The organism is Streptomyces sp. NPDC051569 (genome assembly GCF_044454085.1).
Lineage (GTDB): Bacteria > Actinomycetota > Actinomycetes > Streptomycetales > Streptomycetaceae > Streptomyces.
Map to the genome: position 1 here is coordinate 160,671 of NZ_JBITDJ010000006.1, position 14,904 is coordinate 175,574.

A 14,904-nucleotide genomic window follows, 5' to 3' on the forward strand; every position below is an offset into this window, starting at 1 on the left:
GCGGGACTCGTGAGACGGCCGGGCCGGGGCGGGGGCGGTCAGCCCAGGTCGGGGGCGTGCATCGCGCGCACGCCCTCGATGTTGCCGTCCAGGTAGTGCCGCAGCGACAGAGGTACGAGATGGACGGCGGCGATGCCGACCCGGCTGAACGGCACCCGGACGATCTCGTATTCTCCGCACGGTTCCTCGATCTCGGGGCCGTGCCGTCGGGAGGTGTCGATCGACTCCAGCCGGCAGACGAAAAAGTGCTGCACCTTCACGCCGGTCACCCCGCCGTCGGCGATGTGTTCCACGGTGTCGACGAAGCAGGGCACCACGTCGACGACTTTGGCGCCGAGCTCCTCGTCCACTTCACGATGGAGGGCGTCGACGACGGTGGCGTCTTCTGTCTCGACCCCGCCTCCGGGGGTCACCCAGTAGGGATCCACCCCGGGCTTTGTTCGCTTGATGAGGATGAGGTCGTCGCCGTCGAGCAGGATGGCGCGGGCAGTGCGCTTGACCACGGGCCGTTCGGTCATGGGAAGAGGTTCGCCCGCGAGACCCGTTCTGAAACTCCTCAGCCCCTGCTGTCACCAGTCGACCGCAGCGCGCAGCAGCCACTCGTGCGCCCGCGCGATCGGCGGCAGGCCAAGTGTGCCGGTGCGGACGACCAGGAAATAGGTGCGCAGGGGAGGAACCGGCGGATCGAGCAGCGCGACGACCTCTCCGCGCTCCAGCGCCCCCGCGCAGAGATAGCGCGGCACTACGGCCAGTCCGGCACCCGCCGCCGCGCACTCCAGAACAGCCCGCAGGTCGGGGACGATCACGGTTCCCGAGGAGGCCGGCCGGGAGTCGAAGACGGCGGCCCAGTAGCGGGAGACCAACGGCAGGGACTCGTGCACCTCCACCACCGGCAATTGCTCCAGCACCACATGTCCGTCGCGCAGCACGTTGTGGCCCAGCCGCGCCGCCCAGCGGGGCGCCGCGATCAGTACATGCTCCTCGTCGCAGAGCGCTGTCGCGGTGAGCAGTCCACCGCGTGGACGGGCCGTCGCGATGGCCAGGTCGTGGTGCCCGGCGGCCAGCCCCTCCAGCGTTTCCTCGTTCTTGCCGAAGAACGAGGTGCGCAGTGCGAGGCCCTGGGCGGTGAGGGGGGCGAGCGCGGGAAGCGCGCGCAGGGAGGTGAACTCAGGTGGCCCGGCCAGGTGGAGCGTTCGTACGCCGGACGACTCGCTGTCGAGCCCGGTCTCGGCGATCTCGATCAGCGCGTCGAGGTGGGGCGCTGCGCGGTGCGCGAGTTCGTCGCCGATCGTCGTAGGTGTCACCCCGCGGGCCTGACGCAGGAAGAGTGGCCGGCCCAACTGCCGCTCCAGCGTCCTGATCTGGCCGGTCACCGCAGGCTGGGAGAGGCCCAGCAGTGCTGCGGCGCGAGTGAAGGAGCCCGCCCGGTGCACGGTGACAAAGGTGCGCAGCAGAGCCAGGTCCATGTCCTGCTCTCCCGTCCCGGATCTCGCCCCCGCGGCGCCTCCGGATCGTCAACGATAAGTAAGCCGATAGCTTCCTGTCGCTACTGTGATTGGACACTGACGCAGAGTCAACTAGCCTTGAGTGCGTGGTTCTCCTCGGATGGACCCTGAGGACGGTCCGAGCCATGAGGGGGGAGGCTCGGACCGTCCGTTCCGCACGGTCGTCACCCGCGCGTCGCCTTTCAGTCCGCCGATAGTCAGTGTGCCGATTCGTCCAAGGCACGCAGTACATCCGCGACCAGGTCCTCAGGATCCTCGGCTCCGACGGAGAATCGGATGAAACCCTCCGGTACGGCATCGCCGCCCCACCGTCCGCGCCGCTCCGCCGTGGACCGTACGCCGCCGAAGCTGGTCGCGTCGTCCACGAGCCGCAGTCCGGCCAGAAAACGTTCGGCCCGGTCCCGGTCGGGCAGGACGAACGACACCACGGAGCCGAAACGCCGCATCTGCTGGGAGGCGATGGGGTACGAGGGGTCGCTGGGCAGTCCTGGATAGCGCAGCCCGCTCACCTCGTCGCGCCCTTGCAGCGCCTGCGCCAGCACCAGGGCGCTGGCGCACTGCCGGTCGACGCGCAACTGGATTGTGGCCAGCGAACGGTGTGCGAGCCAGGCCTCCATCGGCCCGGGGATTGCTCCGACGACCTTGCGCCAGCGCCGTACACCCGCGATCAGTTCCGGATCGGCGCTGGTCACATGGCCGAGCAGGATGTCTCCGTGACCCGTCATGCCCTTGGTGTCGCTCGCCACGGAGAAGTCCGCGCCCAGCTCCAGCGGGCGCTGTCCGAGCGGAGTGGCGAGGGTGTTGTCGACGGCGACCAGAGCGCCCGCGTTGTGCGCTTCGCGCACAAGCCGCCGAACGTCGCAGACATCGAGCCCCGGGTTGGAGGGCGTCTCGATCCAGAGCAGCCGGGCCCCTTCCAGGACCCGCAGCTGGGCATCGCCACCGGTCGGCGCGGTCCGGACCTCCACGCCGAAGGTTTCAAGGCGTTCCCGTAGCAGCGGCAGGGCCTGATAGCCGTCATCCGGCAGGACAACCGCGTCGCCGGCCCGGAGTTGGGAGAAGAGCACCGCCGAGATCGCGGCCATCCCGGAGGCGAAGATGACGGTCTCGACCGTCTCCCCCGGCGCTTCCAACTCGCCGATGGCCCGTTCCAGGTGGGTCCAGGTCGGATTCTCGTCCCGGCCGTAGGTGTACGGGCCCGTCGGCTCGCCCGGCAGGTGGAAGTGCGCGGCGAAGACCGGCCCGGGCAGGGTCGGTTCGTACTTCACCATCTCGGGCAGCCCGGCCCGTACCGCTCGTGTGCCGTCCCCTGGGGTCATGCCGTCTCCTCCATCGCGTTGCGTACAGCGGGAAGCGGTGTTCGCTCCCCGCGGGCCGGTCAGTCCTCGTGGTCGGGGAGCACGACGTTCAGCGCCCACGACACGATCGAGATGATCAGGCCGGCGAAGACGGCCGTCCAGAAGCCTTCGACGTGGAAGCTCAGGTTCAGCCCGCCCGCGAGCCACGAGGTCAGCAGCAGCATCAGGGCGTTGACCGCCAGAGTGATCAGCCCGAGGGTAAGTATGAACAATGGCAGGGTCAGGAGCTTCACCACTGGCTTGACGAGGAAGTTCACCAGACCGAAGAGCAGAGCGACGAGCCCCAGTGTCAAGATCTTCTTGCCGGTGCTGTCACCGGTCAGGGTAAGTCCCTGGATCAGCCAGATCGCCACTGCCAGGGCCCCGGCGTTGGCGATCGTCTTGACTACGAAATTCTTCATGTGTCTGATCGTGGCATGAAGGCATTCCGACTTGATGAGCTGGAGGCGGAGCGTGCCGCCAATGACGGTGCATATCTGCAGTTTGTACGGGAACGCAACATGTCAGTGGGGTTGTACGCACTGGATGCCGGGGCCATCGACCCGCAGCGGCCGCACGGGCAGGACGAGGTCTACTTCGTCGTGAGTGGCCGGGCCTCGATCACCGTGGGGATGGAGACCACGCAGGTCGGCAGGGGCAGCGTGGTCTATGTACCGGCCGGAGTGGCGCACAAGTTCCACCACATCACGGAGGATCTGCGGGTGATGGTCGTCTTCTCGCCGCCCGAGGGCTGACCGCGACCCTCAGGGCCGCCTCAGGGTCGGATCAGGGGAGATCGGGGGCCGCAGGGCCACCGCGGCCGTCTTCCCGCCTCTAGCATCGAGGATGTCAGGCAGATGCTTGAGGTACTGGGTAAAGCGAGGTAAGGGCGATGGCGGTACGGGAGATATTCACGGGGATGCCGTGGTGGGTGAAGTGGATCGCGGTACCCCTGATCGTCCTCGTCCTGTTCGGCGGGATGATCGCCACCGTGGTCGCGTTCTTCATCGCGCTGCTCTTCAAACTGCTGCTTCTGGTGGTGTTGGTCGGCGGACTGATCTACGTCGTACGGAAGTTCACGTCCTCCTCGTCCTCACGTCGGGACTGGTAGGGCGGACAGCCAGTGCGGGCGTTAGCCCGCGCGAGGGAAAGGTGAACGGGAAACCATCCCTGAGGCCACTCTGCCCCTAGAGTGGCAAATCTCTGCCACGCCCTGGGAAAGCACCAACGATGATCGCTCTGACCTCTGGTTTGTGCGATTTTTCCAGGCCGGGCCTCAGGGTTCCTCGGGTCACGTCCCGGGGTTCCCGGGGGTACTCCCTCGGTCCCCGAAGGGTGTGGCGGGCGCGCGGGGGCGGCCCCCGCGGGCGGGCTCTTCCCGTCAGCACGTCTGGGGGTCACCTTTGGCCACAGCTACAAGAACCGCAGCCCCTACCCTGATCGGATCGGTGCAGCGGGCGCTGCGACTGCTGGAGTCCGCCGGTTCCCATCCGGACGGAGCGCCGGCGAAGCAACTCGCCCGTGAGGCCGGGCTTCCGCTGCCCACGGCGTATCACCTGCTGCGTACGCTGACCCATGAGGGCTATCTCCGCCGTGAGAAGGGCGTCTTCGTTCTCGGCGACGCCGTAGATCGGCTGGTACGCGGTGAAGCCCTGCAGAATCGTCGCAGCAAGATCGTCCATTCGATCGGTCACTGGCGTGACGTCATCGGGGCCCCGGTGTACTTCGCGGTCTACCACGAGGGCGAGATCGATCTTGTCTCCGTCGCGGACAGCCCGGCTGCCCCCACGGCCTACGAGTGGGCCGACCTGCGGGAGACCGCTCATGCTCACGCCATCGGGCAGTGCCTGCTGAGCCAGCTCGACGAGGAATCCCGCCTCGACCATCTGGACCGTCATCCCGTCCGCCCGCGAACACCGCACTCGGTACCGGACCGGAGCACCCTGCTGGAGCGTCTCGGCTCGCTGGGCCGGATGGAACCCGTCGTGGAACGGCAGGAGTACGCACTCGGCACGGTCTGTGCCGCCGTACCGGTCGCGCTCGGATCAACGGCAGGCGCGGTGGCCATTTCCGTACCACTCCATCAACAGGACCGACTGCTCCCAGCGGTCGAGTGGTTACACAGAGAAATCGATAGCCTACTCACCGCAGGCATCGTCTCTATCAGTATCTGAAAAATTACTCCTTGTGATCTGCTAGCGCTTACAGGACTATGGCGTCAAGAGGATCAACGGGGATCATTCCCAGCCACTACCTCATCTACACCGGAGTACACGATGCGCGAGTCGGTCCAGGCCGAGGTCCTGATGAGCTTCCTCGTCTCCGAGGAGCTTTCGTTCCGGATCCCGGTGGAACTGCACTATGAGATGGGGGATCCCTACGCGGTGCGAATGACCTTCCATCTGCCCGGCGATGCCCCTGTCACCTGGACATTCGGACGCGAACTGCTGCTCGACGGCATCAACACGCCCAGTGGTGACGGCGATGTGCACATCGCCCCGACCGCGCCCGAAGATCTCTCCGATGTCCATATCCGGCTCCAGGTCGGTGATGACCACGCGCTGTTCCGGGTGAGTGCCGCACCGCTCGTGGCCTTCCTCGACCGGACGGACCGATTGGTTCCGCTCGGGCAGGAGCGCACGCTGGGTGACTTCGAGGGCAATCTGGAGGAGGCGCTCGGCCGCATCCTCGCCGAGGAGAACGCCGGCTGAGCGGATCCGGCTGAGCGGATCCGGCTGAGCGGATCCGGTCGAGCGGATCCGGTCGAGGGGGCGCAGGGGTGCTTCGGCCGGTGCGGCCTACTTCTTACGGCGCCGTCCCCGGCCACCGGGTCCGCGTACCGCCGCGCCCTGCTCAGGCACGGCGGGCACCGGCCCCCGCGATGTCGGACCCGGTGCTGCCGGCCCTGGTGCCGCCGACCCCTGCCCTGCGGACTGTGTTCCGGAGGACGCGGGCCGGTCGGCGGAAACCACCAGTGCGGCCAGCGCCGTAGTCACCGGAACTGACGCGACCAGGCCGATCGAGCCCACCAGGGTTCGTACGATTTCCTCTGCCACCAGCTCGCTGTTGGCGACTGCTCCCACACTCGACTGCGCGATGGAGAAGAGCAGCAGAAGAGGGAGTGCGGCGCCCGCGTAGGCGAGCACGAGCGTATTGACCACCGACGCGATGTGATCCCGGCCGATCCGGATGGCCGCCCGGTAGAGGGCGCGGGGGCCCATCGACGGATCGGCCCGGTGCAGCTCCCAGACTGCCGAGGTCTGCGTCACCGTCACATCGTCGAGAACACCGAGCGAGCCGATGATGACGCCCGCCAGGAGAAGACCGCTCATGTCGATCTCGGGATAGAGGCCGTGGATGAGGCCGGTGTTGTCGTCGGTGTTCCCGCTCAGGCTCGCCCAGCCGATGAAGAGCGACCCCAGCAGCCCGATCAGCAGGAGAGAGACCAGGGTGCCGAGGACGGCGACCGACGTACGGGCCGTCAGACCGTGGCACATATAGAGGGCGGTCAGCATGATGGCGCTCGCGCCGACCACCGCGACGATCAGTGGATTCGAGCCCTGCAGAATCGCGGGCAGGATGAACAGCGTCAGCACGGCGAAGGAGACGGCGAGCGCGATCAGCGCCATCACACCGCGCATCCGCCCCACCAGGACCACCGCGAGCGCGAAGATCCCGGCCAGCAGAGCCATCGGGAACTCACGGTTCACATCGGTCACCGAGTACTGGAGATCGTGGGGCGCATCGGGGGCGTAAGCGACCACCACCCCCTGTTTCACGTGAAACTGCCGCGGGGCGTCCGGCTGGACGACCTCGATGAAGGTCCGTCCCTTCTCCTTGCCGGTCGTGACCTCGATCGTCGCCTTCTTGCATTCCCCGCTCCCGGACCGCTGCGTCGCACTGCCCCCGGATGTCGAGGGGCCGCCGGTCGACGGCAGCTGCGACCCGTTGGCGTCCTGACAGTCGAGCTGCTCGATCCTCACCACGTGGCCCTGCTGGGTCTGCCGGTCGAAACCGACACCGGTGCGCTCGTGCGCCGGTGTGCCGCCCGGCCAGAGCATGGCGAGCCCGACGACCACGGCGGTCGCGAACGGGATCAGGACCGCCGCGATGACCTTGCGGAGGTGCCGGGAAACCGGTTCGGCGGGCCCATGACTGTGCGAGTGGCCATGCGCTTCGTGGGTCTGCTGAGGTGAGGTCACCGACCGATCATCGCAAGAAGAGAGAGGCCCCCTGGTCAGCGCGCCCGATATGGCATTAGCGTGGAGTCACCTTTGCACACGCGGGAGCTCGGAGCACCGGGCTGAGAGGGCGCTGACTGTGCGGTCCCAGGGACATCCCCTGGACGCCTGCGCTGCGCCGACCGCTGAACCTGTTACCGGGTAATGCCGGCGTAGGGAGTAGGTCTCATGACCGTTCAGGACGCACACACGCCTGCCTCCGGCTCGGAGCATCCGGGCGAGGCCCGTCGATCCATCGGCTGGCACAAGGGATATGTCGCGGGTTCACGCCCGGATCTCCAGGTGCCCGTCCGTCAAGTGCACCTCACCAACGGCACGGACGTGACGCTGTACGACACGTCGGGCCCTTACACCGACCCGACCGTCGAGACCGATGTACGCCTTGGCCTCGCGCCACTGCGGGAGGACTGGATCGTTGGCCGTGGTGACACCGAGGCCTACGCGGGCCGCCGGGTCCGCCCTGAGGACGACGGACTCAAGCACACCTCTCCGGGCGGGGGACTGCGCAACCTCGACGCCGTCTTCCCGGGCCGACCGCGCCGGCCGCGCCGGAGCCGGGACGGACAGGCCGTGACGCAGCTCGCGTACGCCCGCCGTGGTGTCATCACCCCGGAGATGGAGTACGTCGCGATCCGCGAGAACGTCCTCCCGGAGCTGGTCCGGGAAGAGATCGCCGCAGGCCGCGCCGTTCTGCCGGCCAATGTCAATCACCCGGAAATCGAGCCGATGATCATCGGGAAGCGATTTCTGGTGAAGGTCAACGCGAACATCGGGAACTCCGCCGTCACCTCCTCCATCGAGGAGGAGGTGGAGAAGACGACCTGGGCGACCCGCTGGGGCGCGGACACGGTCATGGACCTCTCCACGGGCCGCAACATCCACACCACGCGCGAGTGGGTGCTGCGCAACTCCCCGGTCCCCATCGGGACGGTACCGCTCTATCAGGCACTGGAAAAGGTCGACGGCAAGGCCGAGGAGCTGACCTGGGACATCTACAAGGACACGGTCATCGAGCAGGCCGAGCAGGGCGTCGACTACATGACGGTCCACGCCGGTGTCCTGCTGCGGTACGTGCCGCTCACCGCCCGCCGCAAGACGGGCATCGTCTCGCGCGGCGGCTCGATCATGGCCGCCTGGTGTCTCGCGCACCACAGGGAGTCGTTCCTGTACGAGAACTTCGAGGAACTCTGCGAGATTCTCGCGACCTACGACGTGACGTACTCCCTCGGCGACGGCCTGCGGCCAGGCTCCATCGCGGACGCCAACGACGAGGCGCAGTTCGCTGAGCTGTGCACCCTGGGTGAGCTGAACGCGACCGCCAAGCGCTTCGGCGTACAGACGATGATCGAGGGGCCGGGCCATGTGCCGATGCACAAGATCAAGGAAAATATCGACCTGCAGCAGGAGATCTGCGAGGAAGCGCCGTTCTACACACTCGGCCCGCTGACGACCGATGTGGCCCCGGCCTACGACCACATCACCTCCGGCATCGGCGCCGCGATGATCGCGTGGTGGGGCACGGCGATGCTCTGCTACGTCACCCCCAAGGAACACCTCGGCCTTCCGGACCGCGACGACGTCAAGACCGGTGTCATCACCTACAAGATCGCGGCCCATGCGGCGGATCTCGCCAAGGGCCACCCGGGAGCGCAGGACTGGGACGACGCGCTGTCCGACGCCCGTTTCGAGTTCCGCTGGGAGGACCAGTTCAACCTGGCCCTTGACCCGGACACGGCCAGGGAGTTCCACGACGAGACGCTCCCGGCCGAGCCGGCCAAGACTGCGCATTTCTGTTCGATGTGTGGCCCCAAGTTCTGCTCGATGAAGATCTCGCAGGACATCAGGCGTCGCCACGGCGGCGATCCGGAGACGGCGGAGAGGCGAGTCGAGAGCGAAGCGGACGTTCGGACCGAAGCGGGTATCGAGGCCGCTATGGCCCAGAAGTCCAAGGAGTTCGCCGCAGCCGGCAATCGCGTGTATCTGCCGCTCGCCGAGTAGGCAACTGGGCGGGCCGGGGGCGGCCGTCGCTGTCCGGACCCGGCCGGGGGTTACTCCGGCCGGTGGTCCGGGCCGCCGATCAGTTGCCCAGGGGAAGCCGGACGACCAGCAGTTTTCCCGCCATGGTCACGCCTCCGTCCATGGCGATGGCAAGTCCGTCGGCATATACGTGCGGCCCTTGGACCAACGGTCCCGTACCGCCCTCGTCGTCCGAGGCGTCTTCGGTACCGACTTCGCCGAGTAGATAGGGAATCGGACTGTGGCCGTGGACGATGCGCTGACCGCCGTATCGGGAGAGCAGTTCCTGAACGGCCTCCGGGCCGTCATCACGGAATGCGAAGCGTTTGGTGAGCTTGCGGAACAGCTCCCAGCATTCGTCCGCGTCGTTGCGCGTGAGGATCTGGTGGACGGTGTCGTTGACGTCCTCGATGCTGGATCCGTAATCCAGGTAGGCGGTCGTGTCGGAGTGCATCAGCAGATGCCCGTCCTCCTCGACGACCGCGTCGAGGCGTGACATCCACTGCAGATGGACGTCCTGGAGGCGCTCCATATCGCTCCGCTGGCCGCCGTTGAGCAGCCAGGCGGCCTGGAAGGTGGCGGTGCCCGCCCCGGAGTTGACGGGGGTGTCGGCGAACCGTTTGGCGCCGACGAGCAGCAGCTCGTGGTTCCCCATCAGGGCCTTGCAGTAGCCGCCGGCGGCAGCCGCTTCGGCGGAGAGCCGCATCACGAGGTCGATGACGCCGATGCCGTCGGGGCCGCGGTCGGTGAAGTCACCGAGGAACCAGAGGCGGGCGGTGCCGGCTGCCCAGTGCCCTTCGGCATCGACGAGGCCCTGTTCCGCCAGGGCGCCGAGGAGTTCGTCGAGATAGCCGTGGACGTCGCCCACGACATAGAGCGGGCCGCGGCCGCCGTCCACGGACGTGTCGCCGGGGTCGGCGTGCACGTGGAGGCTGTCGTCCCGGTTGATCACCGGGAGGTCGCGTTCGGTGGGTGTGTAGTCCTCCGGCAGCTCGTCGTCCGGGACGGCGTTGCCCGGATGCCCGGACTGCACGGGAACCTGCGCGTATGGCGGGACGCGGAAGTCACGCGACGTCGCCGTCCGCACCACGGGTTCCTGGCCGGCCCCCTGTGTCATCGACCCCTCCACCACCGTCGCGCCGCCGTACACCCCTCAGGCCCGCCTGGCCGGATGGGGATGAGCCCGCCGGAGGTAAGGAAGGTCTGTGGTGTCGTGCGCCCATCATAGGAACGCGGGCCCTCTTGTGTGACGCACCCGGGGTGGTGAATCCGGTCGCACCTCCGGTTCACCGGATGTTTTTGCGCCGATCATCCGGAATGTGCAAGGCCGAGTCCTTTGACCGGCCCCTGCGAGGAAGGCGGTTGTTCCCGCAGGGGCGGCGCGCGGTTACCCGTACGAGCGTGGGTCAGTCACCCGTACGGACGTCGGTCAATCGCCTGCGGGGGACCGGGGAGCGCTGACCGTGGTGCGGGGTGGGCGCCGTTGGGAGGAGGTCCGGACGATCAGCTCGGTCGGTATCACCTGCTCGACCGGGTGGTCGGTATTGATCCCTTCGATGGCGTCGATGAGGAGCTGGATGACGGCGGTGCCGATACGGCGCGGTTTGAGCGAGAGGGTCGTGATGGGCGGTTCGGTGGAGGCGTACACGGTGGACTCGCTGCAGCAGACGAGCAGCAGGTCCTCAGGGACGCGCAGCCCGTACCGCCGGGCGGCGGCGAGCAGGTCGGTGCCGTTGGGATCGAAGAGCCCATAGACGGCGTCGGGGCGGTCGGGCCTGGCCAGGAGCCGGTCGGCGGCGACGGCCCCCGCGCACGGGTCGTGCGCGGGGTAGGACTCGTAGACCGGGTCCTGGCCCACGCGCTCGCACCACTGCAGATAGGCGGTGGTGGAGAGCCGGGTGTAGGTGTCCGTGGTGGTGCCGGTGAGCAGGCCGATCCTGCGGGCTCCGGCGGCGGCGAGATGGTCGAGGAGGTCGAGGACGGCCGCCTCGTGGTCGTTGTCGACCCAGGCGGTGACGGGGAGGGTGCCCGCCGGCCGGCCGTCGGAGACGACGGGCAGGCCCTGGCGGACGAGTTCGGTGACCACGGGGTCGTGGTCGGAGGGGTCGATGACGACGGTGCCGTCGAGGGCGACGTTCGACCAGACGTCATGGCGGGAGGTGGCGGGGAGAATGACGAGGGCGTAGCCGCGGGCGAGCGCGGCCGATGTCGCGGCCCTGGCCATCTCGGCGAAGTAGGCGAACTCGGTGAAGGTGAAAGGTTCATCCCCGTACGTCGTCACGGTCAGGCCGATAAGGCCCGATTTGCCGGTACGGAGGGTTCGAGCCGCGGCGGATGGCCGGTAGCCGAGGCGCTCGGCGACCTCTCGGACATGGCGTCGGGTGGCGTCGGGTAACCGGCCCTTGCCGTTGAGCGCGTCCGAGACGGTCGTGATGGAGACACCGGCTGCGGCGGCCACGTCCCGGATGCCCGCCCGACCTTGCCGGCTTCCCCGGCGGGTTGTGTCCGTCCGGCTCACCTGGTGTTTCCCTGCTGCTGTCATGGCGAGCCGATAGTAGGGCTCGGGCGACCGATTGGGCCGGTCGCATATGCACCCCTTGGCAGGCACGTTTCTGCATGATCCTAAACGACCAACGGCCATGGAAAGCAAGGTGGTTAGAGCTTCTGGGTGTGGTCGGCTGTGCCTTGAGTGCCATGGACCTGCCCCAGAGCTCATGTTTCGAAGAGGTCTCAACTCACCTCTACGGGGGACGCGCGCCACGGCGCGAGCCACCAGCGCGCGGCTGTACAGCGAGCGCCCCCCTTTCCCGGCGCCCGGCATTCGCAGCGGCCGCGAATCCTCATAAGGTGAGCAGTATTCAAGTGCACGGACCCGTGAACGGCCGAGGAGGACCTGCGGTGAGCGAGATGAGCCCCAAGCTGCGCGCCGAGTTGAACGGCATTCCCCTGTACAAGCCGGGCAGGCCTGCGGCGCAGGGAGGGCCGGTCGCGTACAAGCTGTCCTCCAACGAGAACCCGTATCCGCCGCTTCCCGGGGTGATGGAGCAGGCGATCTCCGCCGCCGGCGTCTTCAACCGCTATCCCGACATGGCCTGTACCGGGTTGATGAACGAGCTGGCCGAACGCTTCGGGGTGCCCGTCTCGCACCTGGCGACCGGCACCGGTTCCGTGGGCGTCGCCCAACAGCTGCTGCAGGCCACCGCGGGACCCGGTGACGAGGTGATCTACGCCTGGCGTTCCTTCGAGGCGTACCCGATCATCACCCAGATCTCGGGTGCGACCTCCGTGCGAGTGCCGCTGACCGCCGGAGAAGCGCACGATCTGGACGCGATGGCCGCGGCGATCACCGAGCGGACCCGGTTGATCTTCGTCTGCAACCCCAACAACCCGACCGGCACGGTGGTGCGCAGGGCTGAGCTGGAACGATTCCTCGACCAGGTCCCGAGCGATGTACTGGTAGTGCTGGACGAGGCGTACCGCGAGTTCATTCGCGACGCCGAGGTGCCGGATGGGGTCGAGCTCTACCGGGACCGCCCGAATGTGGCCGTGCTGCGTACCTTCTCGAAGGCGTACGGGCTCGCCGGCCTGCGGGTCGGGTTCGCGATCGCCCATGAGCCGGTGGCCGCGGCGCTGCGCAAGACCGCGGTTCCCTTCGGTGTGAGCCAGATCGCCCAGGACGCGGCGGTCGCCTCGCTGCGGGCCGAGGACGCGCTGCTGGGCCGGGTGGGCTCGCTGGTCGCCGAGCGGGAGCGGGTGTACCGCACCCTGGTCGACCAGGGCTGGACCGTGCCGGAGAGCCAGGCCAACTTCGTCTGGCTGCGCCTGGGTGACCGCACGCTCGATTTCGCGGCGGCCTGCGAGGCGGCCGGCGTGATGGTCCGGCCCTTCACGGGCGAGGGGGTGCGCGTCACGATCGGCGAGCACGAGGCCAATGACCTCTTCCTGCTGGCGGCGGAGGCGTTCCGCAAGGAGCTGTAAAGAGCTGTAAGCGCTGTAGGGAGCCCGAGAGGCTTTCCGGGAGTAGCCGCGGTCGGGGGTCTTCGGTTGCGGCATGTCAGGTCAGAGTCGAGGGCGGTCTCTTCGGGGCCGCCCTTCGGCGTGGGCGCTCACGGAGTTGGGGCACCCCCCCCGCGAAGATCCCGGAAGGGTGTGCGACATAATGCTTGTGAATGTGAACGCATTCACAAGCATGTCCCTGTTTCGGACGTTCTGTGGTGGATCAAAGGGACAGGCTGTCGCTGTGACCGCTGTGACCACGGCAATGTGACGTAAGGAGAGACGAACGTGGACCTCGCTCTGGCGCCGGAGACCCTGGCGCGATGGCAGTTCGGCATCACCACCGTCTATCACTTCCTCTTCGTTCCCCTGACGATCTCGCTCGCCGCGCTCACGGCGGGGCTGCAGACCGCGTGGGCCCGCACGGAGAATCCCAAGTACCTCAAGGCGACGAAGTTCTGGGGCAAGCTCTTTCTCATCAATATCGCGATGGGGGTCGTCACCGGCATCGTGCAGGAGTTCCAGTTCGGGATGAACTGGTCCGACTACTCCCGGTTCGTCGGTGACGTCTTCGGTGCTCCCCTGGCCTTCGAGGCCCTGATCGCGTTCTTCTTCGAGTCCACTTTCATCGGACTGTGGATCTTCGGTTGGGACAAGCTGCCGAAGAAGATCCATCTGGCCTGTATATGGATGGTCTCGATCGGCACGATCCTCTCCGCGTACTTCATCCTGGCGGCTAATTCCTGGATGCAGCACCCGGTCGGCTACCGGATCAACGAGAAAGCCGGACGGGCCGAACTCACCGACTTCTGGGCGGTGCTCACCCAGAACACCGCGCTCACCCAGTTCTTCCACACCATGACAGCCGCCTTCCTTGTCGGCGGCGCCTTCATGGTCGGCATCGCGGCCTTCCACCTGGCACGGAAGAGGCACATCCCGGTGATGCGGACCTCGCTGCGGCTCGGCCTGGTCACCGTCGTCATCGCGGGCCTGCTCACCGCCGTCAGCGGTGACCTCCTCGGCAAGGTGATGTTCAAGCAGCAGCCGATGAAGATGGCCGCGGCCGAGGCGCTGTGGGACGGCGCGGCGCCCGCTCCGTTCTCCTTGTTCGCTTATGGAGATGTCGACAAGGGCCACAACAGCGTCGCCGTCCAGATACCGGGGGTGCTCTCCTTCCTCGCCAACGACGACTTCAGCTCCTACGTCCCCGGCATCAACGACATCAACAGGGCCGAGCAGGAGAAGTTCGGCCCCGGCGACTATCGGCCGAACATCCCTGTGGCCTTCTGGAGCTTCCGCTGGATGATCGGCTTCGGCATGGCGTCCTTCACGCTCGGTCTGGCCGGTCTCTGGCTGACCCGTAAGAAGTTCCTGCTCCCACCCGGGTTGCGGACGGGCGAGGACGAGGTGCCGAATCTGGTGCTCTTCCGGAACAAGGCGCTCAGCCCCAAGATCGCCAGGTTGTACTGGATCACCGCCCTCTGGACCCTGCTCTTCCCGCTGATCGCCAGCTCCTGGGGCTGGATCTTCACCGAGACGGGACGCCAGCCCTGGGTCGTGTACGGAGTGTTGCGCACCGCCGACGCGGTCTCTCCCGGGGTCTCCCAGGGCGAGGTACTCACTTCGCTGATCGCCTTCACCCTGCTGTACGCGGTCCTCGCGGTCATCGAGGTCAAGCTGCTGGTGAAGTACGTCAAGGCCGGGCCGCCCGAACTCACGGACGCCGACCTCAATCCGCCCACCAAGATCGGCGGCGATCCCACGGACGCCGACCGGCCGATGGCCTTCTCGTACTGAGGACTTGAGGAG

14 protein-coding genes and 1 riboswitch are annotated in these 14,904 nt (G+C 67.3%); of the genes, 7 read left to right on the top strand and 7 right to left on the bottom strand.

The genetic code is table 11. From position 1 onward, the window contains the following. Window positions 1-38: 38 nt before the first annotated feature. The 4 genes from ACIBAE_RS12865 to ACIBAE_RS12880 form a co-directional block, all read right to left on the bottom strand. Window positions 39-518 (bottom strand): NUDIX domain-containing protein, encoded by a 480-nt coding sequence (locus ACIBAE_RS12865; RefSeq protein ID WP_399284485.1) that lies wholly within the window; start codon window positions 516-518, stop codon window positions 39-41. Window positions 519-569: 51 nt separating this feature from the next. Then, window positions 570-1,466, bottom strand: a complete 897-nt coding sequence (locus ACIBAE_RS12870; RefSeq protein ID WP_399284487.1) for a LysR family transcriptional regulator — start codon at window positions 1,464-1,466, stop codon at window positions 570-572. Between the two features lie 236 nt (window positions 1,467-1,702). Further along, complete coding sequence (locus ACIBAE_RS12875; RefSeq protein ID WP_399284488.1) at window positions 1,703-2,824, bottom strand: cystathionine gamma-lyase; 1,122 nt, start codon at window positions 2,822-2,824, stop codon at window positions 1,703-1,705. 59 nt (window positions 2,825-2,883) lie between these two features. Further along, window positions 2,884-3,264, bottom strand: a complete 381-nt coding sequence (locus ACIBAE_RS12880; RefSeq protein ID WP_399284489.1) for a phage holin family protein — start codon at window positions 3,262-3,264, stop codon at window positions 2,884-2,886. Between the two features lie 15 nt (window positions 3,265-3,279). On the opposite strand from ACIBAE_RS12880, the gene ACIBAE_RS12885 reads away from it, so the two are divergent. The 4 genes from ACIBAE_RS12885 (at window position 3,280) to ACIBAE_RS12900 (ending at window position 5,553) form a co-directional block, all read left to right on the top strand. After that, complete coding sequence (locus ACIBAE_RS12885) at window positions 3,280-3,597, top strand: cupin domain-containing protein (protein ID WP_399284490.1); 318 nt, start codon at window positions 3,280-3,282, stop codon at window positions 3,595-3,597. A gap of 137 nt (window positions 3,598-3,734) precedes the next feature. Further along, the gene (locus tag ACIBAE_RS12890; protein ID WP_399284491.1) at window positions 3,735-3,953 is read left to right on the top strand and encodes a DUF5326 family protein; all 219 of its coding nucleotides are present in this window, start codon (window positions 3,735-3,737) and stop codon (window positions 3,951-3,953) included. 292 nt (window positions 3,954-4,245) lie between these two features. Next, the gene (locus tag ACIBAE_RS12895) at window positions 4,246-5,016 is read left to right on the top strand and encodes an IclR family transcriptional regulator (RefSeq protein ID WP_399284492.1); all 771 of its coding nucleotides are present in this window, start codon (window positions 4,246-4,248) and stop codon (window positions 5,014-5,016) included. A gap of 102 nt (window positions 5,017-5,118) precedes the next feature. Further along, complete coding sequence (locus ACIBAE_RS12900; protein WP_399284494.1) at window positions 5,119-5,553, top strand: SsgA family sporulation/cell division regulator; 435 nt, start codon at window positions 5,119-5,121, stop codon at window positions 5,551-5,553. A gap of 87 nt (window positions 5,554-5,640) precedes the next feature. Here ACIBAE_RS12900 and ACIBAE_RS12905 read toward each other — a convergent pair whose 3' ends face one another. Then, window positions 5,641-7,044, bottom strand: a complete 1,404-nt coding sequence (locus ACIBAE_RS12905; RefSeq protein ID WP_399284496.1) for a YibE/F family protein — start codon at window positions 7,042-7,044, stop codon at window positions 5,641-5,643. A gap of 70 nt (window positions 7,045-7,114) precedes the next feature. Further along, window positions 7,115-7,259, top strand: a riboswitch (TPP riboswitch). On the opposite strand from ACIBAE_RS12905, the gene thiC reads away from it, so the two are divergent. Continuing rightward, the gene (gene thiC, locus ACIBAE_RS12910) at window positions 7,252-9,081 is read left to right on the top strand and encodes a phosphomethylpyrimidine synthase ThiC (RefSeq protein ID WP_399284498.1); all 1,830 of its coding nucleotides are present in this window, start codon (window positions 7,252-7,254) and stop codon (window positions 9,079-9,081) included. It overlaps the preceding riboswitch by 8 nt. Before the next feature lie 79 nt (window positions 9,082-9,160). Here thiC and ACIBAE_RS12915 read toward each other — a convergent pair whose 3' ends face one another. Both ACIBAE_RS12915 and ACIBAE_RS12920 read right to left on the bottom strand, forming a co-directional pair. Then, the gene (locus ACIBAE_RS12915) at window positions 9,161-10,231 is read right to left on the bottom strand and encodes a metallophosphoesterase (RefSeq protein WP_399284682.1); all 1,071 of its coding nucleotides are present in this window, start codon (window positions 10,229-10,231) and stop codon (window positions 9,161-9,163) included. Window positions 10,232-10,528: 297 nt separating this feature from the next. Next, window positions 10,529-11,641 (bottom strand): LacI family DNA-binding transcriptional regulator, encoded by a 1,113-nt coding sequence (locus ACIBAE_RS12920; RefSeq protein ID WP_399284500.1) that lies wholly within the window; start codon window positions 11,639-11,641, stop codon window positions 10,529-10,531. 356 nt (window positions 11,642-11,997) lie between these two features. Between ACIBAE_RS12920 and hisC the strand changes: the two genes are divergently transcribed. Together hisC and ACIBAE_RS12930 are read left to right on the top strand one after the other, a co-directional pair. Next, on the top strand, window positions 11,998-13,077 hold the full coding sequence (hisC, locus tag ACIBAE_RS12925) for a histidinol-phosphate transaminase (RefSeq protein ID WP_399284502.1): 1,080 nt from the start codon (window positions 11,998-12,000) through the stop codon (window positions 13,075-13,077). Between the two features lie 306 nt (window positions 13,078-13,383). After that, a complete protein-coding gene (locus ACIBAE_RS12930) occupies window positions 13,384-14,892 on the top strand; it encodes a cytochrome ubiquinol oxidase subunit I (RefSeq protein ID WP_399284504.1) in 1,509 nt (502 codons plus the stop codon). Window positions 14,893-14,904: the final 12 nt, after the last annotated feature.